At 36.9% G+C, this 19,160-nt stretch carries 17 protein-coding genes and 3 pseudogenes; 11 read left to right on the top strand and 9 right to left on the bottom strand.

All coding sequences use genetic code 11. The features are described from left to right. Window positions 1-18: 18 nt before the first annotated feature. Complete coding sequence (locus AC2YHV_RS22090; RefSeq protein WP_487374158.1) at window positions 19-417, bottom strand: hypothetical protein; 399 nt, start codon at window positions 415-417, stop codon at window positions 19-21. A 152-nt stretch (window positions 418-569) separates the two neighbouring features. Here AC2YHV_RS22090 and AC2YHV_RS22085 point away from each other — a divergent pair, with 152 nt between their 5' ends. After that, window positions 570-1,292 carry a hypothetical protein gene (locus tag AC2YHV_RS22085; RefSeq protein WP_487374157.1) on the top strand — a complete coding sequence of 241 codons (723 nt, stop codon included), beginning with the start codon at window positions 570-572 and terminating at the stop codon, window positions 1,290-1,292. On the opposite strand, the gene AC2YHV_RS22080 is transcribed toward AC2YHV_RS22085, so the two are convergent. Continuing rightward, window positions 1,175-3,325, bottom strand: coding sequence for a M14 family zinc carboxypeptidase (locus AC2YHV_RS22080; protein WP_487374156.1), 2,151 nt, complete (start codon window positions 3,323-3,325; stop codon window positions 1,175-1,177). The genes AC2YHV_RS22085 and AC2YHV_RS22080 overlap by 118 nt on opposite strands. A 452-nt stretch (window positions 3,326-3,777) precedes the next feature. Between AC2YHV_RS22080 and AC2YHV_RS22075 the strand changes: the two genes are divergently transcribed. Continuing rightward, a complete protein-coding gene (locus tag AC2YHV_RS22075; RefSeq protein WP_487374155.1) occupies window positions 3,778-3,936 on the top strand; it encodes a hypothetical protein in 159 nt (52 codons plus the stop codon). A gap of 759 nt (window positions 3,937-4,695) precedes the next feature. Here the strand turns inward: AC2YHV_RS22075 and AC2YHV_RS22070 are convergent. The 3 genes from AC2YHV_RS22070 to AC2YHV_RS22060 all read right to left on the bottom strand — a co-directional run bounded on the left by AC2YHV_RS22070 (window position 4,696) and on the right by AC2YHV_RS22060 (window position 8,452). Next, window positions 4,696-6,018 carry a CitMHS family transporter gene (locus AC2YHV_RS22070; RefSeq protein WP_487374154.1) on the bottom strand — a complete coding sequence of 441 codons (1,323 nt, stop codon included), beginning with the start codon at window positions 6,016-6,018 and terminating at the stop codon, window positions 4,696-4,698. A 419-nt stretch (window positions 6,019-6,437) separates the two neighbouring features. Then, on the bottom strand, window positions 6,438-7,544 hold the full coding sequence (locus AC2YHV_RS22065; protein ID WP_487374153.1) for an AbrB family transcriptional regulator: 1,107 nt from the start codon (window positions 7,542-7,544) through the stop codon (window positions 6,438-6,440). Window positions 7,545-7,591: 47 nt separating this feature from the next. Further along, window positions 7,592-8,452 carry a LysR family transcriptional regulator gene (locus tag AC2YHV_RS22060; protein WP_241637557.1) on the bottom strand — a complete coding sequence of 287 codons (861 nt, stop codon included), beginning with the start codon at window positions 8,450-8,452 and terminating at the stop codon, window positions 7,592-7,594. A gap of 267 nt (window positions 8,453-8,719) precedes the next feature. Here AC2YHV_RS22060 and tcuA point away from each other — a divergent pair, with 267 nt between their 5' ends. Next, entirely contained in the window at window positions 8,720-10,231 is a 1,512-nt protein-coding gene (tcuA, locus tag AC2YHV_RS22055) for an FAD-dependent tricarballylate dehydrogenase TcuA (protein WP_487374152.1), read from the top strand. A gap of 254 nt (window positions 10,232-10,485) precedes the next feature. On the opposite strand, the gene AC2YHV_RS22050 is transcribed toward tcuA, so the two are convergent. Together AC2YHV_RS22050 and AC2YHV_RS22045 are read right to left on the bottom strand one after the other, a co-directional pair. Beyond that, window positions 10,486-10,632, bottom strand: coding sequence for a hypothetical protein (locus AC2YHV_RS22050; protein WP_164468794.1), 147 nt, complete (start codon window positions 10,630-10,632; stop codon window positions 10,486-10,488). 58 nt (window positions 10,633-10,690) lie between these two features. Next, the gene (locus AC2YHV_RS22045) at window positions 10,691-11,818 is read right to left on the bottom strand and encodes a PrpF domain-containing protein (protein ID WP_487374151.1); all 1,128 of its coding nucleotides are present in this window, start codon (window positions 11,816-11,818) and stop codon (window positions 10,691-10,693) included. A gap of 149 nt (window positions 11,819-11,967) precedes the next feature. On the opposite strand from AC2YHV_RS22045, the gene AC2YHV_RS22040 reads away from it, so the two are divergent. Then, window positions 11,968-12,831, top strand: coding sequence for a LysR family transcriptional regulator (locus AC2YHV_RS22040; RefSeq protein WP_034313052.1), 864 nt, complete (start codon window positions 11,968-11,970; stop codon window positions 12,829-12,831). Between the two features lie 248 nt (window positions 12,832-13,079). Then, the gene (locus tag AC2YHV_RS22035; RefSeq protein WP_095680033.1) at window positions 13,080-14,390 is read left to right on the top strand and encodes a CitMHS family transporter; all 1,311 of its coding nucleotides are present in this window, start codon (window positions 13,080-13,082) and stop codon (window positions 14,388-14,390) included. 93 nt (window positions 14,391-14,483) lie between these two features. Here AC2YHV_RS22035 and yyaC read toward each other — a convergent pair whose 3' ends face one another. Further along, entirely contained in the window at window positions 14,484-15,017 is a 534-nt protein-coding gene (yyaC, locus tag AC2YHV_RS22030) for a spore protease YyaC (protein ID WP_098186968.1), read from the bottom strand. Window positions 15,018-15,531: 514 nt separating this feature from the next. On the opposite strand from yyaC, the pseudogene gloA2 reads away from it, so the two are divergent. Next, window positions 15,532-15,891: pseudogene (gloA2, locus tag AC2YHV_RS22025) on the top strand (SMU1112c/YaeR family gloxylase I-like metalloprotein). 361 nt (window positions 15,892-16,252) lie between these two features. Here the strand turns inward: gloA2 and AC2YHV_RS22020 are convergent. Then, on the bottom strand, window positions 16,253-17,473 hold the full coding sequence (locus AC2YHV_RS22020) for a cytochrome P450 (RefSeq protein WP_430026099.1): 1,221 nt from the start codon (window positions 17,471-17,473) through the stop codon (window positions 16,253-16,255). 226 nt (window positions 17,474-17,699) lie between these two features. On the opposite strand from AC2YHV_RS22020, the pseudogene AC2YHV_RS22015 reads away from it, so the two are divergent. The 5 genes and pseudogenes from AC2YHV_RS22015 to AC2YHV_RS21995 all read left to right on the top strand — a co-directional run. Then, window positions 17,700-17,810: pseudogene (locus AC2YHV_RS22015) on the top strand (VOC family protein); the annotation flags it as partial. A gap of 259 nt (window positions 17,811-18,069) precedes the next feature. Continuing rightward, window positions 18,070-18,231 (top strand): hypothetical protein, encoded by a 162-nt coding sequence (locus tag AC2YHV_RS22010; protein WP_170956404.1) that lies wholly within the window; start codon window positions 18,070-18,072, stop codon window positions 18,229-18,231. 64 nt (window positions 18,232-18,295) lie between these two features. Continuing rightward, window positions 18,296-18,406: pseudogene (locus AC2YHV_RS22005) on the top strand (DUF1796 family putative cysteine peptidase); the annotation flags it as partial. 15 nt (window positions 18,407-18,421) lie between these two features. Further along, entirely contained in the window at window positions 18,422-18,571 is a 150-nt protein-coding gene (locus tag AC2YHV_RS22000; RefSeq protein ID WP_231892199.1) for a hypothetical protein, read from the top strand. A gap of 182 nt (window positions 18,572-18,753) precedes the next feature. Continuing rightward, window positions 18,754-18,996 carry a hypothetical protein gene (locus AC2YHV_RS21995; RefSeq protein ID WP_487374150.1) on the top strand — a complete coding sequence of 81 codons (243 nt, stop codon included), beginning with the start codon at window positions 18,754-18,756 and terminating at the stop codon, window positions 18,994-18,996. The last annotated feature ends 164 nt before the right edge of the window (window positions 18,997-19,160 follow it).

Below are 19,160 nucleotides of genomic sequence, written 5' to 3'. Positions count from 1 at the left end.
TAACTAAGTAAAGATTAATTAATTATCAATTTCTATATCATCGTAATATTGCTTTCCTAAGATTCTTGCTCCAAAACTTATTAAAGCTCCTAATATAAAGCCAATAATACCAATAATGAGTGATAATGTAGTACTTCCACCCGTAATGTAAACCAGAAGTGTTATCAATAGAAAACCTACCCCACCCCAAGCCAATGAAAATAAAACACTTAACAAAAGATAAAAACGTGTGAAGAAAATAATTAATAGAAAAATAAAGGAAATAAAAAACGTTGCAACTCCATTCCAGTTGAACTTCTCAACTCCTAGCCATGTTAGAAATCCACATAAAACTAATAGTTCAAATACAATAAACCCTGAAAAATTCTTGCTTTCTTCATAATTAACCATGCCCTTTCTAATATTCCGTGAACTCATAGCCAGCCTCCTTTTTATGTAAATTATAACATTTTATATACATTTTTTTGGAAATGAATTTATTATCACTCATCTTTTTAATCGTTGGATTACTATTTAGATTGAAGTATAAAATTTATAATTCCTTTTTAGAATAATATTAGGTGATAAAATTGGATGATTATAATAAAGCAATATCACTTTATAAAAGTGGTTATTCTTTGAGGCAGATTGAAATAGAAACAGGTTTGAACAGAAAAAAGCTTTCTATATATATGAGGGAAAAAGGATTTGAAATCAATAACAGGGTCGGAAATTCAGGATATGACAAGTACCAAGTGTGGGAAGAAGCTAAGCGAAGATGGCTTGCGTCCGGTATGAAGGGAAGTATAAAACAAATCTGTAAAGAGCTACATACAACATCGGGGTCATTTAGGAAATGGCTACGTGAACAAGGATATGAGATTAAACCTAAGTCTACAATTAGAGATGGTGAGTCAGAAAACCTAAAACTGCAAAATGCCTTAGAGTTAAGAAGAGAGGGCCATACACTCCATCAAATATCGCGGATGGTGAAAATAGATCGCTCTAAACTATCTGATTTTTTAATTGACCAAGGTATCAATTCTTATGAAGAAATGAGAACTAGTGTTGATGAGAGTATTTTCGAAGTAATCGATACCCAGGAAAAAGCATATTGGCTTGGATTTTTATATGCTGATGGATGGGTATTCTATGATTATCGATATGGCGTTGAGCTTGCTTTGAAGGCGGATGACTATAGACATTTGGTTAAATTTAAAAAATTCATGAAGACAGAAGCAAAAATTAAAGAAAAAACAATAAAGCTAAATGAGGAAATCAACCCATTGGCAAATTCCATTGCTTCTTCATGACCTTCTACAAAGGCTGGCTGGAATCCAACTGCCTGCCATCTTTTTGTATCCTTATTCCATAAATCTGCCCCTACTTCGAAGTTCCAGGCATAAATCCCCTTTTCATACCATAGGTAGTCCGCAGAGTTACCTGCAGCAGAGTATAGTACGTCAGGAATTGGACCTGTACGACTAGGTAGAATGACCGTTCCGCGGTGGTCCTGAATATCATTTAAGATGTTATTAGAAGCTGCCCAGTAAAACGCTTCTTCACCAGCTGATGGGCGTGGCAGTGTAGTACGTTTTGAATCGTAAGCACCAGGGGACCACATGAAGTAGCCGCCATAACTATGAATATTCATTGCAAACTTAATATTTGGGTTTTTGTCAGCAAGCCAGACAAGGTTTCTTCCTTCAGGCTCAGAGTTTTCAGCTGGTCCAGCGTAAGTATCTCCCGTGCAACTTGTACCTCCGCCAATATAGCCATCAAAAACGGAACCAACAGAATGGTTGCGGTTAAGGTCAACTCCCCAATTATTTCGGTACCCAGGATCAGAGGCAGTGGGACCACAGTGATTGGTCATATTCTTACGCTGCATATTGTAATCATTTAAGCTGTAATTAGCACCATCAGGGTTTACTGAAGGTACAAGGAATATATCAAGATTATCAACAAGCTTTCTTGTCTCACTATCTTGATTATAGTTTCGCAGTAGTCTTTCCGCCGTTTCGATTGTTACGAGTGGGGTCACCCATTCACGGGCATGCTCCTGAGCATATCCAAGAACACCTGGTTTAGAACCGTCACGATGCTTGCCGATTCGGATCGCTTTTACTGTGAAAGGATCACGGGAAACGTCTGCCCCAGCTTTCAAGCCGTCAGTTAATATCGCAGCATTTGTGGTTGGTGCGACAACACCAGCACCAGTATTACCGCGGTATGTAGTCGCAGTGACAAGTTGGCTAGCATTCTCATTCAGTGCTTTAACCACTTGTGCGGCAGTACTTGTTGCCTTTCCTGACGAATCAGTAGCTAAATCTACTAAAATCTTGGTACCATCCACAGTCACTTTTAGTGGTGCATTATTGGTTCCGGGATTCTTGAATTCTACCGATACATCATTCCCGCCTTCATGTCCCCATGCTTTTGAGGAAACAACAACTGCGAGATTGGTCGTGCCGCCGATAGTTGCTTGGGCAAGACGTCTGTAACCATTTGTTTTATTTGGCATATCAATGATTTCTACCAAGTTCGGGAATTCTTTTGAAAGTTTTTCGGCACGTTCATATAATTCATTTGGTGCCATATAGTGGTCAACAAAATCCGTAACATAATCTGTTTTTGGATGTTTCGGCTCTTTCCCTAACCATTCAGTAATGGTGCTCGTAGCTGTTCCTCCAAGGTTACTTTCAATTTTAACAGATGAAGGAATGGCGCTAACTGGTAAAAGTAAATAGTGATATAAATATTCACCGTAATCTACCAATCTAGAAAGTGTAGCAGATTTTTCCTCACCGTTCTCGGTCCAAGTTGCTTTAAGTGCTGTGCTAGCAGTCGCACCGGCGCTTGATTTTACTTCGAGATATAGGAAGGTGCCTGATTGATTGGTAAAATGGTTTGCCCTAAGGACTTTAAGTGTATCCTCGGAAGCTGCCAGACTGGCTTGCAGCTGGACAGTAGATTGCCGCTCTGCCACACGTGTGCTCCATTGATTTTCGGTGATCAGGGTCTCTTTTACATTGATGCCAAAGGTCTTTAACATGGCAATTTCTGTTGGTGTGACAACGGCATCCACTTCATAGACTCCGTCGTGTGCTTCGATTCTGTGGGTAAGGTCAATTCCAAGCTCAAGAAGCTTGTCCTTTGCCTTATCATTTGGTACGACAAGTTGAACAATTGAGACCGATTCTTTCTTAGGAATCGGCTGGTCAGGTTGTTCGACCGCTGCAACCGGAATACTTAGGCCTGTATAAAATGTAGAGAACCCTAGTCCGGTTATGGCAGTCATCACCACTAAATTCCTTTTCCATTTCTGCTTTTTCTGTTGTGTCAAAAACTGCACCCCCAAAATGCTAAATATTTTAATACAAGCTTATTGTAAGTTGAATGTACTTAATATCTTGTCGTAAAATCAGGGGCAGTTAAAAATACAAAAATTTTATTGAGAAAATATAATACTTTGTTTTAAGAAGATTGAATTTTAGACTGATTTTCCTATTTAAAAAGTACTGCGCCACTCGAAATCCAGTAATTTCAGGAGTACAAAATTACTGGATTTTATTCCATTATAATTCCTATAAACTGTATATTGGTAATCAACTGTTTTTATTGTTTAATATTGTTTAATATTGTTGCTGTTTGTTTAATTTTGTAAAAGGAAAGTTGTAATATATTTCATGTGAATTGCGGCTCTATTGTTAAAAACCATCAAATGCCTATCAACCTTTGTGCCAGTCCAACATTTAATAAAGAAACAAGAATTATTATGAATAGGAATGATGGGGAATGGCAAAAAGAAACCGAGGAAAATCAATCAGCCACTTGCCTTCAAATGGCAGAGGGACATGCCCGCTGTGTGAAAGAACAGGAGTAAAGCTTCTCTACCCGCACAAAACTGAAACAAACCAAACCATCAAAGTCTGCAAAAACTGCCGCCATAAATAAAAATCTCATAGTAAAAAATCACATTCAGCAATTGACCGTAAAAATGGAAACCATGGAAATGGTGGCTATTACTATGGTAAAAGTGCTACAAGCAAGTAACAACCGCACTGAAGCAGAATCTGCTATTAAAAAACCGAATATAGTCTATTACATGAGAATGCATGAAAATCTATTGAACTCTAGTAGATTACCATATATTCTCTTTTTTATTATTATCAAGCGATGGTGATCCAGAGAAAGGTTGAAAGTTCACTGGAAGAGGAGGCGAACCAGGCATGGTCCAACTTGCCTGAGGATCAACGCCTTAAGCGGGTGGTTTTTTTAGAGGCTCTTTTCGTAAAGATTGTTGTTTTTAAAACGAAACTATTTAAGGTTGATTGGAGCGGAAGTGCGAGACTCCTGCGGGAGCAACGGGACAGGTGAGACCCCACAGGCGTTTACGCCTCCAGATGCTCACCGCCCGTACCAAGGAAAGCGAGCATCTGGAGGGGAAATCAACCACAACTCACTACCTGGTAAATAGCAACAAAGTATGTGAAAACAGCCTTTTTAGGAAAGACATCGATTTGGAAAAAGGACCAGTTTGTCCGTACTTATATCAATGAGCGTTTTGTGGAACGGTTGAAAAAGAAATGGAACTTGGTAAGTAAGTCAATTGAAGGACATGCTTTACCTAACAACAAAGTTGTATCAAAAAACCATCTAGCTGAAAAATGCCACAAAAGTCCTTGCAAACAAGTATACAAGGACTTTTATAAATTACATAAAAGAAATAGCACCACTAATAATAGCTAATACTGTTAAGATTAACGTTGTCAAGATGGCCCATTTGTATGCGAATTTCTGATATTCTCCAAGGTCTTTATCAACCATGCCAACTAATAGAATGGTTGATGCAACAAGTGGACTCATTAAATGAGCGGGTTGTCCCAATATAGAGGCACGAGCAATTTCCAATGGGCTAATATCATAGGCTGATGCTGCTTCTGCAAGAATAGGGAGAACTCCAAAATAATAGGCATCATTCGATAAAACAAATGTGAATGGCATACTTGTAATGCCAACAATGACAGGAAAAAACTGTCCTAATGAAGCAGGTATTATCGCAACCAGTCCATTAGCAATAGCATCAACCATTTTTGTACCGGAAAAGATTCCTGCAAATACTCCTGCCGCAAAAACTAATAGAACAACAATTAAAGCGTTTCCAGAATGTGCTAAGATACGTCTTTTTTGCATTTCCAGATTGGGGTAGTTAACCATTAAAGCTATAGCGAAACCGACCAAAAATAAAATGGGGGAAGGAACCAATCCCATAATAAGCATGACCATAATGCCTACCACAATTAATAAGTTAACCCACAAAAAACGAGGACGTTTAATGTCAATATGAGGAAATGTTTCAGTGGCTTCATTTTCAACAGTAGCAGCTATTTCATTTTTGAACTCTTCTATGTGTATTACACCAAGTCGTTTACGTTCTCTTTTCCCTAAAATAAATGCTACGAAAATAACCCAAAGAGCACCACCGATCATGGTAGGAATAAGTGGAACAAAAAATTCTGATGCATCAAGTCCCAATACTGCTATTGCTCGGGTAGCAGGTCCTCCCCAGGGGGTCATACCACTCATAACACTTAAAGCCAGCATGGCTACAGTGGCTAAAACCAATGGATTCATACCGATTCGTTTATAAAGTGGATACATAGCTGAAACAGTAATGATATACGTTGTTGTACCGTCTCCATCTAGGGCCACAAGTAATGCAAGAATTGTGGTACCCATCGAAATTTTGACAGGGTCTCCCTTGACAACTTCTAATAACTTTTTGATAAGTGGGTCAAATAAGCCCGTATCTATCATAATGCCAAAAAACAATATGGCGAATAATAATAGAGCTGCAGAAGGAGCGACTAGCTTAATGCCTTCCATCATCATAGTGCCAATTTTACTTCCAAAACCACCAACTCCTGCAAAAACGATCGGAACTAAAGTTAAAGCAACAATGGGTGATAAACGTTTGGACATAATTAAATAGGTAAAAACGGTAACCATGGAGATGCCTAAAATTGTAAGAAACATTATTAAATCCCCTCCCAAATATTGAATGCGCTTTCAATTGATCTCTGGATGACTAAGAATTAATTTCGTGTCTTCATAAAAAATTAACTGGTAGATTAATAAGTTTTACATTATGCTTATGCGCTTTTCTTCATTAAAGGTAATACAGGGAGAACAATAAGTTAAATACATATTTTTTTTGTGTTGGTATCAAAATAATTTATTCTTAAAAAAGATTGGAGGGAGGAGAGCAAAGAAAGCCAAAGGATAAGTGATACAATAAAGAAATTTTTAAAAATTTAATGCTATTTTTTTTAGTATTTAAAAAGAAGGTCATCATCTAAATATTGTGAATGATGACCTTCTTTTCTTTATAAATCAGACTTTCAGTGTCCTTGAGCAAAGCTCTCTCCTTTTTTAATTAACATTTAGTTTTAACGTTATTGTTCTTGTCTTTTTTTTCTTAAACTTAATTTTAATACCAATCTTAGTAATGGAGGCACTGCGGCATAAATAAAAGCCATCCGAAATAGTTGATAGCTGGTAACAGTAGATACATCAGCATTTACTTCTTGTGCAATGATTCCCATTTGATCCATTCCACCAGGGGCTAAACTTAAAAAACCCGTAATAGTCGATAAATCATAATACTGGGTCAGTAGAAAACTAAAAAACATTGTTGCGCAGATCAAAATCAGTCCGTTCATCAAAGCAAAAAACAAGGTTTTTCTTTTGTTGTCAAGTTGTTCCGGTTTTAATAGTAAACCGATATAACCGCCAACCATAAATTGAGATATATCAAGAAGTGAAGGAGGAAGTGGTGGTCCCTGCAAACCAAAAAGGCCTACTGCCGCAACAGCGATTACTGGTCCTAAAAAGTAAGGAGCTGGTAATTTGGATATTTTACCTATTCTTGCTGCGAGGAAACAAATAAGCGCGAACAGAAAGATAAGAGGAAATAAATCACTCCACTCAGGAATAACGTTATCCATTATTTTAGATGAGTCATTGGTACTTTTCGCTGCAAAAATAGGACTGAAAATTAAAAAGGGAACTAAGAAAACAACCATTATCACTCTTGTAACATGGAAAAAGGTTACTGTCGTAATATCAATACCTTTCATTTCTTCTGCAAACACAACAATTTGTGACAAACCTCCAGGAATACTACTCGTTAAGGATGTAGGATAGTCAATGCCGGAATATTTTGACATAACAAAAGCTGAACATGCACACACAAGGACAATTAAGGCTGTAAGGATCAACATTGAGGGAAGGTGACTAATCATATCAGACAGTGAGCTCTTGGTAAAAGAGATGCCTATTGAATAACCTACAATAATTAATCCTGTATTTCTCATCGAAACGGGCCAAATTAATTTAACGTTTTTGAAACGTGATGTAATTAATAGGGCTGCCATTGGACCTAGAAGCCAGGGGATTGGCAATCTGATAAGAGAGAAAAGACTGCCTCCAATAAAAGCAGTTAGAAGTGCAGCTGAAAATTGGATTGTCTTGCTTGCATCATTTAAATCCCACTTTTTCATATTAATTCTCTTCCTTTGAATTAGTTTTATTTCGATTCGTCTTATTTCTATTGTTTAGAATCATTAAGAAAATCAATAAATGCTTTTACTTGTGCCAAATCCATAGTCACATCCCGATAAAAAACCCAAGTTTCTCTAAGCAAAAAGCTATTATCGCTTAATACAATGGGGAAAGTATACAGTGGTTCATCATCTTTAATACAGATTTCTGGTAAAATGGCATATCCTAAACCATTAAGAACCAGTTCCTTACATGTTTCAATCCGATCTACCTCCATTGAAATCTTAGGTGGTGACGCAAATGTTTCCTGCCACCAGTTTTCAATAGTATTTCTTAACGATTGGTCTGTCTGATAATTAACTCTAGGAAGAAAAGGAAGTTCTTTTAATTCAATTTTTTTACTGGAGGCAATGCAAATCTTTTCTTCTTGAAACAACACTTTATTTTCCTGCCATTTGTAAGGACCTCTAACGATGCCGAGGTGTGCTTCTTCTTTTTGAAGCATCTGATGAATTTGAGAACTCCATCCAGTTTTCAAACTGATTTCAACCTCTGGATATAGGGTTAGAAATTCTTTTAATAATACTGGTAGTTTATAACGGGCAAACAATCCAGATACACCCAAGCGCAAAGTTCCTTTTACTTTTTTATCCAAATTTGAAATATGTTCTTTTGCAGCTCCTAATTGCTTACGCATATTCTTCGAGTATTGAACGAGGTATTCCCCTTCAACTGTAAACTCGACACCTCTTTTGCCTCTAGAGATTAAATTTGTTTTGAATTCTTTCTCCAGCTGTTTTATACGATAGGATAAAGCTGGCTGAGAAATAAATAGTCGTTGTGCTGCTTTTGTTATATTTCTTTCTTCGTAAAGAGTAATTAATATAAGCCAGTCTTTTTCATCCATAAAATTTTTCTCCTTTAACCATAAAAAATATTTATGGGTAATTATAAATAATGATAATTTATTTGATTTCTAAAAGTATAATACAACTATTGAAAAAAGAAATCTATCTTTTTATGTAAATCAATAGACTTACTATAGTTTTGCCTTTCCAGCATTCCTTCATAAAATTTTTCTATGGCAATGAATAAAAAAACAATATTATTTTTATTCATTATTTTCACTTATTATTTACATGAAGAGTATCACTACTTAACAGGAGGGGAAAAAATGTCAAATACACGAAATTATGATGTAGTTGTAGTAGGGGCAGGAAACGCAGCTTTATGTGCCGCAATCTCAGCAAAAGAGGGAGGTGCTAGAGTTCTTGTATTAGAACGAGGACCATTGGAAAAGCGTGGAGGGAACTCTTTCTTCACGGATGGAGCCATTCGTGTAGCATACAATAATTTAGACGCAATCAGAAAAGTAATACCTGAATTAACAGATGAAGAATCCGATTTAATTGTAATGCCTGAATACACGGAATCCGACTATTACAATGATTTAATGCGAGTAACAGGTGGACAAAGTAATCCCGAATTAGCAAAACAGCTGGTTACTAAATCGTATGAAACAATTGCGTGGATGCGTGATCAGGGAATAAAATTTGAATTGAATTATGAAAATCAATCTTTCGTACAAGCTGGCAAGCGCAATTTCTGGGGAGGACTGCCTATCAAAACGGAAGATAAAGGCGTGGGCTTAATGAGACAGCTCTTTGCGCGGACAGAGGAAATTGGCATTGACGTTTGGTACGATTCACGTGCTGTGGAGCTTGTATCAGAGAATAACACAATATCCGGTGTCGTTGTTGAGAAGGATCAAACAATGGTAACAGTTCAGACATCCGGTGTGATTTTGGCTTGTGGCGGCTTTGAAGCCAATAAGAAAATGAGATGTGAAAATATTGGTGAAGAATGGGAAGCGGCAATTGTTCGTGGAACCGAGTTCAACACAGGAGACGGCATTTCCATGGCTATGGCAGTAGGGGCTCAGAAATTTGGGCAGTGGTCTGGATGTCATTCGATTGGGACAGATTATAATGCGCCAAAAGTAGGGGATTTCACGAAGCCGGGAGATATTTTTAAAAAGCATTCTTATCCGTACAGCGTCATGCTTAATAATGAAGGAAAACGGTTTGTTGATGAAGGAGCAGATTTGCGAAATTACACCTATGCCAAATACGGCCGTGAGGTATTAAAACAGCCTGGACATGTGGCATATCAAATTTATGATGCACAGGTACGCCCGATGCTGCGTAAAGAATATGACCTTGAAGAAGCGACTATTTATAAAGCAGATACGCTTGGAGAGTTGGCTAGTTTACTGCCGGTCAATCAAACACAATTCCTTAAAACGATCGAAGAATATAACAGTGCAGTACAAGATGGCAAGTATAGACCCGCAGAGAAAGATGGCAAAGGAACGAAAGGAATTACCCCTCCTAAATCCAACTGGGCACTTCGAATTGAGCAAGGGCCATTCTATGCTTTCCCTGTAACGTGCGGAATTACGTTCTCGTTCGGTGGTTTGCATGTAGATGTTACGGGTCATGTGTTAAACAAAGAAGAACAACCGATTAATGGTCTCTTTGCGGCTGGTGAAATGATTGGGGGGATTTTTTATGAAAACTATCCTGGTGGATCCGGGTTAATGTCTGGAGCAGTCTTTGGAAAATTAGCTGGTTCATCCGCAGCCCACTATATTCAAGAAAAGGTTGAAGCGGTCAATAATCATTGAGTCTTTTCCTTGCATAGTTAATTAGATAAGAATTTGCCCAAAAAATCTAGGGATACATTAAATAGAAGAATGAAAAACAGCCAAGGCTTAAAAAAGTTCTTGGCTGTTTGGTACTTCAAATATTATATCCTAACTTGTATAAGGGTGAGCGCTCCCCCCGGAAAATTTTCATCTATTCAAAATTTTATAATTGAATTTTGTAGGCATCGGTTAGTTGGAGATACATTATAGTCTGGGCTCTATTGAAAACTCATTTATACAAAACAAGGATCATTGAAGTAAACTATTTCGGAAAGAATTTTAGTGCCTTTCATATTTTTGAATAGTTCTTTCGCTTCTTTTTCTGTGTCAAATTCAAAAATTTTAATATTTCCTTTTAAAAAGACAGTGATGACCCACATTGAAAAGCCTCCAAGTGATAGATAATTTTTTTTGCTGTAATTTGCAAATCAATTCAAATCAAGCTAATTGATAGGAAAGCTCGTAATTTTTTTTCGTGTACACGTATCCCTCTAAAATGATTCTCGCTGTGCGTACCACTTTAATAGCGCGTATGTGTCCTGCCAAAAAATCAACTTTTGTTTCCATGATCCCTGCCGGGTGGGCTAATCGAAAAATTTCCTGTTTAATGTTCACCATATCAGATAAAATCGTTTCCTGTAAGTAAGCTCCTGCAGTTGCACAGATGGCTCCTGTAATAGCAAGCGCTTGATGGGGCTTTTGCATCGACATCATTCTGATCATCAAATCCATCTCTGACGCTTTTCTTTCCGATCCGTTTAGGTCGACGTAATCCATAGGAGGAGCAATTAGGGTCATTTTAGGCACAGCAGGAGATTTGACAGTTGCTGATTTCTTATCGGAAAATTGACACATTTCAGCTGCAATCGACCGGATTTCTTCTAGCTCATTTAATTTTTCCTTTGAATAATCAGTGGGCAATTCGCTTCCGTTTAGACCAATATCCTGTGCCCTTACAAAAACAAGTGGATTGGCAACATCAATGATTGAAACTTGAATCAGTCGATCCTTCGTTTTAATCATGTCAATCGGATTTCCTGTAGGGAAAAGTTTTCCTGTAACTGCTCCTTCAGCACGAGTAAAAGAAAGATAGATAGGTGATCCTTTACCAGGCACGCCTGGAATTGAGCAGCTGCCTTCTTTTTTCACTTGTCCATTTTCAACCTCAACTTCTGCAATAATCAGTTTTTGTGTATTCGTGTTAAAAATTTTCACCGTTGTAACAGGTTCTTGTATAGGGACTAATCCTTGCTCAATTGCGTAAGGTCCTACAGCAGATGAAATATTCCCACAATTTCCTTTAAAATCAACCATTTGATTATCGATGCTGATTTGCGCAAATGTATATTCCACATCGAATTCCGGTGATTCTGATTTTTTGATGATCGCTGCTTTACTTGTCAATGAATTCGCTCCTCCAAGACCATCGATCTGTCTCCGATCCGGACTGCCCATCACGTCAAGTAAAAAATCTTCCCAGAGTGAGCGATTCGAAGGCATATGTTCAAAGTTAAGGAACACACCTTTACTTGTCCCGCCGCGCATTACAACTACAGGTACTTTCATTGTATAACCACCTTTTCCCAAATCAATATTTATAGCACTACCGGTTCCTTTGAAAATATAGTATGATAAGTTCATTCATAAGTAAAATACATATTTTTTAAGTGAAAATGATAAAAAAACTTATAATCCAAAAATCGGGAGATGGTTAAGTGGACGAAAAAGATTGGATTGCGATAAGGGTACTATATGAAGAAAAAAACATTAGCCGTGCCGCAGAGCGTTTATATATATCGCAGCCGGCGCTTACGTACCGGCTTAAAAATTTAGAAAAAGAATTTAGCACAAACCTATTTTTCAAAATAAAAGGAGGCATTGAGTTCACTTCAGAAGGGATACATTTAGCGGGCTATGCGGAAGAAATGGTGAAAAAGTTGCAAAAAACGAAAGATTATATGCTGAATATGAAAAATGAAGTTAGAGGAACGTTAAGGCTTGGCGTTTCCAGTAACTTTGCCCAATATAAACTACCAGAAATATTGAAAAAGTTTTCAACACAATATCCTCATGTACAATTTAATGTGAATACAGGCTGGAGTACTGAAATCATGCATCTTCTGGATTCCTCTAGTGTTCAATTAGGCATACTGCGTGGAAATTATGAATGGTATGGAATCAAATCGTTACTGCATAAAGAAAGACTTTGTTTAATTTCTAAGAAAGAGGTAGACTTGGATAATTTGCCGGAACTTCCATTCATAAATTATAAGACCGACAGTTCTTTAAAAAACTTAATAAATGGCTGGTGGCATGATAGATTTCCAGAGCCACCATTTGTAACTATGGAAACGGATCGGCAGGAGACGTGCAAAGAGATGGTCAAAAATGATCTTGGTGTTTCCATTCTGCCAGAAATATGCCTGCAGCCTTCAGATAATTTGCATACATACGGGTTATCCTACAAAAATGGGAAGCCGGTATTAAGAAATACATGGTTAATGTATAACCAGGATTCATTAAAACTCTCTACTGTGAAAAACTTTATTGATTTCTTGAATAAAAATTCCAATCTTTAACGAAAAAGCACTATGAAATTATTGAAAATTTCATAGTGCTTTTTTGGATTTCTTAATTTAATATAAAATGGATTATAAGTTTTTTTTTCGAAAAAGTAAAAAAAATATGTATTTCACTTATTTGATGATATGAACTATTCTAAAAATAGAAAATAAAGCAACAGGGAATCAGAATGATATGTAATATTTTTAGTTATTCAAACTTCTCATCTGACTTGTAAGCGGTTTCTTTAATAGGGGGGATTCATATTCTTACGTTACTTGGAATTTCAATGGTCGTTGTCTTCACTTATTTAATCATGTCTAAACGGTTATCACCTGTTAATTCTCTAGTGGTCATTCCAATTATCTTTGCATTAATTGGCGGATTTGGTCCAGAGCTCGGAGATATGATGCTCGATGGAATAAAGGTTGTCGCACCTTCAGCCGCTTTGCTATTGTTCGCTATTTTGTTTTTCGGAGTTCTGATTGACGCTGGATTATTTGATCCACTCATTAAAACCATGTTAAAAATCGTAAAAGGGGATCCGGTAAAAATAGCGATAGGTACAGCAGTAATCGCAATGACCGTTGCCTTGGATGGTGATGGTACCACGACTCATATGATTACGATTTCCGCTATGCTGCCTCTTTACTTACGCCTTGGTATGAATCCACTTATTCTTGCCACTATTTCTATGCTGGCTGTAAGTATTATGAGTGGCATGACTCCTTGGGGAGGACCTGCAACAAGAGCAATAGCATCTTTAGGTCTGGATGCAAATGAATTCTTTGTTCCGATTATCCCAACACTATTCGCAGGTATTGCAGCTATTCTTTTTACCGCTTACGTACTTGGGAAAAAAGAGCGCAAAAGGCTTGGTGTTGTTCATATCAAAGCTGCACCTGAAATGAAAGGAGCTCTAGCTGAAGCAGCGGTAGCTTCCGCCATACAAGACGATTTAAAGCGCCCTAAATTAATATGGGTCAATCTTTTGTTGACGCTCACGGTTATGGTCATTCTTGTAATGGGCTTAGTGCCGGTACCTGTGTTGTTTCTAATCGGTTTTGTGCTTGCTTCAATCATTAATTACCCTAATCTAGAACAGCAAAAAGAGCGAATCGTGTCACATGCAGGAAATGCTATTACCGTCGTCACACTAGTATTTGCGGCTGGTATTTTCACAGGGATCTTTTCCGGAACGAAAATGGTAGATGCCATTGCAAATTCATTAGTGGCCATCATTCCGGATTCTTTAGGCTCTTTTTTACCGATGGTCGTTGCGTTCACCAGCATGCCATTTACGTTCGTTTTATCCAATGATGCTTACTACTTTGGTGTTTTGCCAATTCTTGCAGAAGCAGGAGAAGCTTATGGAGTGAGTCCTTTAGAAATTGCCAGAGCTTCCGTACTGGGCCAGCCTGTACATTTCTTAAGTCCACTCGTGGCCTCGACTCTTTTACTAGTAGGGATGGTAAAAACGGATATCGGGGAACTACAGCGGTATGCATTTAAATGGGCTCTAATTTGTTCATTAGTCCTTATCATTGTTGCTATCTTGACAGGGGCTATTATTTAAGTACAATGTTATCTAATAAATTCTTCGAACTCAAACAAAGTAGGGCTGTGCCAAAACCAATTATTATTAGTGGTTTTGGCACAGCCCATTCTTTTATTTAATTCCAGAAGTCTCGCCGCTAGCTTGAGTAATTATTTTTACGATTGTTTTCGCAAGGTTCATAACCGTGTATAGACGGGTATCATTTAAAAATTGCATCGTTGGCAGCGGATCTATATAATTGACCATTCCTGTAATATGATAATCTCCAACTTCCGGCAATACTTTTTTTAAAGCTTTCCCAGGGACAAGAGGTCCATCCTTCAAAAAAACATAACCGACCTGGTTTTGATTCCCTAAACAAGCATCCACACTAAAAATAAGAGGCTTTTTGAATTGTTTTTTAATTTTTTTCAATGTGTCTTTTAAATTAAATGCATGAACGGGATTTTCCAAAGTACCGTAAACACGATAAGGCACCGTATGTTCTTTAAGCATTGTCCCGACTAAAGGGCCTAATGAATCCCCAACTGATCGGTCTGAACCAATGCAAAGAAAGATTACATCTTCATTTTGACATCCAGAAGATTGAATAATCTCTTTGACTTTTAATGCTAAGCAGTTTATTTCTTCGCCTTTTGTTTCCACAGAACAAATTGCTCCTCTTCTTGTAAATTAGACTCATCTTAATTCCCCTTTGTCCTATTATACGAACAAAAAGGACATCATGCATGTAAATATAAGCATATGCTTGAGAATGATAGTTAACACTCTGAAAAATGGCCGTAATTCAAAACATCCCCTTTAATTTATTTGGCGAGGAAGTGGGAGTTGGTTTACAACTAGAAAACGTAACGACTTTATTTTAAACTACAACCAAGTACACCAATATACAAAGTTAATAAACATAATCAGCGTTCTAGGAATCTATATTATTGATCTAGAGAGTAGGAGGGGAAGGCTCCTTTTTTATTATACGTTTTTTAGATTAACTTATATTATACGCCCTTTGTAAAGACCTATATCCAGGTGAAAGGGAAATGGATGTACCAGTATGGTGCAGTATATTCCGAAGGAAGCACTGAAATCTAATTTTTTATAAATGGATAAATTTGGTAAAATTAGATTATTAAAATAACCAATGTTCTTAGGGAGGAAACAAATGAAGGTAAAAAAAATACATCATGTCAATAATTTGTTCCGATTATGAAAAATTAGGATGTGATATCGTGAAGGAGACATATCGGTCAGATAGGCAGTCGTATAAATTGGATTTAATGGTCGGAGGGGAAATTTAGCTTGAATTGTTCTCATTTCCTGATAGCCCAAATCGTCCAGTTATCCTGAAGCAAGAGGGCTTAGACATCTTGCTTTTGAAGTGGAAGATATTAATCGAGCGATTGACGATTTGGAAAAAGAAAACATTCCAGTCGAACCTATCCGTGTTGATGAGTTAACAGGAAAAAGGTTTACCTTTTTTTGTGATCCGGATGATTTGCCTCTTGAAATATATGGAAAGTAGTATTTGCAATAGGGTTATGTATATTTTTATAAGAAAAGTCTTTCATCAAGGTGCCCTAAAACAAAATAGTACTCAAAACAAAAATGGAACTCATTTGTGATTTCCATTTTTGTTTCTGTATTTTTTATGTCATGAAATCCGTATTATATATTAAGTTTTTTTCAACCTAGTACAATGGAATTTTTAATAACTGGATAAATGTAGGATTTAATATCTTCTCCAATAAATGCTTTCCAAATATTCAATTTTAAAAGGTCGTAATTTTAATATACTTCTTTTTCATTGAGGTTATTAAAAATTCATTTTTTGTTATTGATAGTTTTTTGTATTACCTAATCTATATATTCTCAGGCAGCAAGGCTCATTGTCTTGTGAATTTTAAAGGAAGTTCTTTCACTCCAAAAACGAACGGACTTGGAATCGCCTCCAGCTCAGTCCCTTTTACATCTTCCAATTTTGCAAATGTACTTAATAGTGTCACGAGAGCTACTTCTGCTTCTAGACGTGCAAGCGGGGCACCTAAACAAAAATGAATACCAAACCCGAAACTCAAATGAGGATTTAATTTCCTTTCTAATGTGAACCGATTAGGCTCTGCAAACTTTTGTTCATCCCGGTTTGCCGAAGCGACCCAGCAAATTACTTGTTCCCCCTTTTGGATTGTTTTGCCCCCAACTTTGACTTGTTCCTTTGTAACACGGCCAATTGCCTGTATTGGAGGATAAAAGCGTAGTGTTTCTTCAACCAATTTTGGTATTAAAGGCAGATTTGTCCTAGCTTGTTCTTGAATGTTTTTATCTTCTGTCATATAGCGTACGGCATTTGTAATCAAATTAGTTGTTGTTTCATTTCCCGCAACTAATAATAAAACACAGAAAGATAGTACCTCTTCTTCTGTTAATTTTTCCCCATCAATTTTTGCTGCTAATAATAGTGAAATTAAATCTTCTTCTGGATTTACTTTTCTCTCTAAAATTATTTTTTTGAAATATTCTTTAAGAAACTCACTTCCTTCCTTACGTTTCTGTGCCATTCTTTGAAAGGCTTCATTTGAATTATCTTTGGCGCCTGCCACGAGAACATCAGAATAGGTTTTAAAAAGATCCCGATCCTTAGCAGGGACCCCCAATAATTCGGCAATTATTATGACAGGCAACGGACCAGCAAGGTTATGAACGAGATCCATAGTCCCCTTCTCATTAACTTGATCGAGAAGGTAAAGTGTCACCTCTTCGATTTTATTTTTTAAATCCTTCACTGCTTTAGGAGTGAATGCCTTGTTCACTAAGTTTCTCATTTTTGTGTGTCTAGGAGGGTCCATTGTCAAAATGCTTCCTTGAAGAGTTCCAGACCCTCGTTCCGATGAAAACAGTTTTGGATTTTTTAGAATATAATGAACGTCCTCATATCGAAATACATCCCAGCAGCTTCGAGCCTCGTCGTACCTTACAGGAGTTTTTTGTCGTAAACTATTAAAGATTGGAAAAGGAAATAATTGATCTGCGTTCGAAGCAATTTCACTCATGGGGATGAGATTAGCATACTGCTCCACTGCGCTTGTTGAGTTACGTACTTGTGTCATGGTTTCATCTCTCCTTTTATTGTGACTAATATTCATACATAAACTAGTCATGAACCGGTTCATTAACTAAGATAACAAACTCATAATTTGGTTTCAATTGACATAAATTGAGATATTTTTCAATAAGAAGAAAGTAATGACTTTGAATATTTGACTCACCACCCTATTGAAAAACTCTTTTGAGTTTCATAGCTTCTCGTTTAAGATCATACCGGTACCCCAAATAGTCGGAGGGGAATATCAGCCGGAATTGTTCTCTTTTTTCTTACAGCCCAATTGTCCAACTTATCCTGAAGCAAGAGGGCTTAGGCATCTTGCTTTTGAAGTGGGTGATATAATCAAGCGATTGAGGAGGTAGAAAAAGATTATTGACCCTACAATAAAAGGTGGAAAGGGGACAATATTTAGATAGTCATTCACTTCTCCATAATTTTCTTTTGCATTTCCAATAATCCCCCAAGTTCCCAACAAGTCCACTTTATCAAAGTTAGGATTTTTTTATTTTTCATGTACATAAAAAGGGCTGTTAGTAATCTATTAAGTACTATACAGATTTCCATGAAGCTTCATAGGATATAAAAAAGGAGGTACAAGCTATGAGAGAAAAAATAATTAACCCGGAAAATAACCGTTTCCGCTTAATAACAGGCACATTTCCGGATAAAGAAACTGCCGAAATAATGGCTGAAGAACTGAAAATTCGTTATGGCTGGATTGTGTATATAATTCCAGAACAAAGTGAAAAAGACTGGCAATAAAATTAGTTACCTCGGTGAAATAGGGAAATTAGTAGAGCGGATGACTGAATTGAAATTATAAGATATAAAAGGATCTTATGATGTAATCATTAGCCTTGGCAGTTGGTGTGGACCTTCCCTTAATTTAAGGCGGTCTTCATTTCCCCTTGATTGGGTTGAATTTAATTCGCTCCCGGATGTAAGCAGAATATTGAAGAACAGATTTGTCGGATTTATGGATCTTAAGAATATGAAGCAGGTAGATGGCATCGCTTTTTATCTTGATGATGGAGAAGTGGTTTTTTCAGATGAGTGCGGCAAGCAGCAAAAAGCGCATTTTATTGGAAGATACCTATTATAATGTTATTTCAGTTCATGATTTCTCTATGATACCTAATCAAGATTGGACTCATCTTTACCCTGCTTGAAAAACTCAATTACCGAATAAATAAGTATATTGAAATAATGTCAAATGGCAATTCCATCTTAATTCGTTAGGTGGGGGCAATTTCCGTTCACGAAGCAGTGGAATTACCATCCGTCTTGTCTGAAATGATACAGGGGAAATTTAATATCCTCTTCATTGATCCAATAGCAGGCTTGAAGGATGTTAATGAAATCGACTGGGGAATCAAGGGCATTTGTACAGTGCAAGTACCCAGCGATGGTTCTAATGATGATACAATGTGGGATTATGTGTATAATGGGGTAACCTTAACAAAAACATATTCTAGTACTGACTTCGATTCTTATACTGCAATCTTTTTTAAATTGCTGAAGCATTAAGTTTTTTTCTTTATTTGGCAGAAAATTGCATCTCAAGAGTTAAAGGGCACTCATGATTTTAATGAGTGTTTTTTTGTGCAGTAATTTGCTTAATTATCTAAATATTCCAAAATTACGATTGACCCATAAGGGACAGCTGATTTAGAATTGATATGTATATGAAA

It is taken from the genome of Peribacillus sp. SRI_006 (assembly GCF_057586375.1).
The sequence above is the reverse complement of the archived record's forward strand: the minus strand, read 5'-3'. Positions and strand labels throughout refer to the sequence as shown.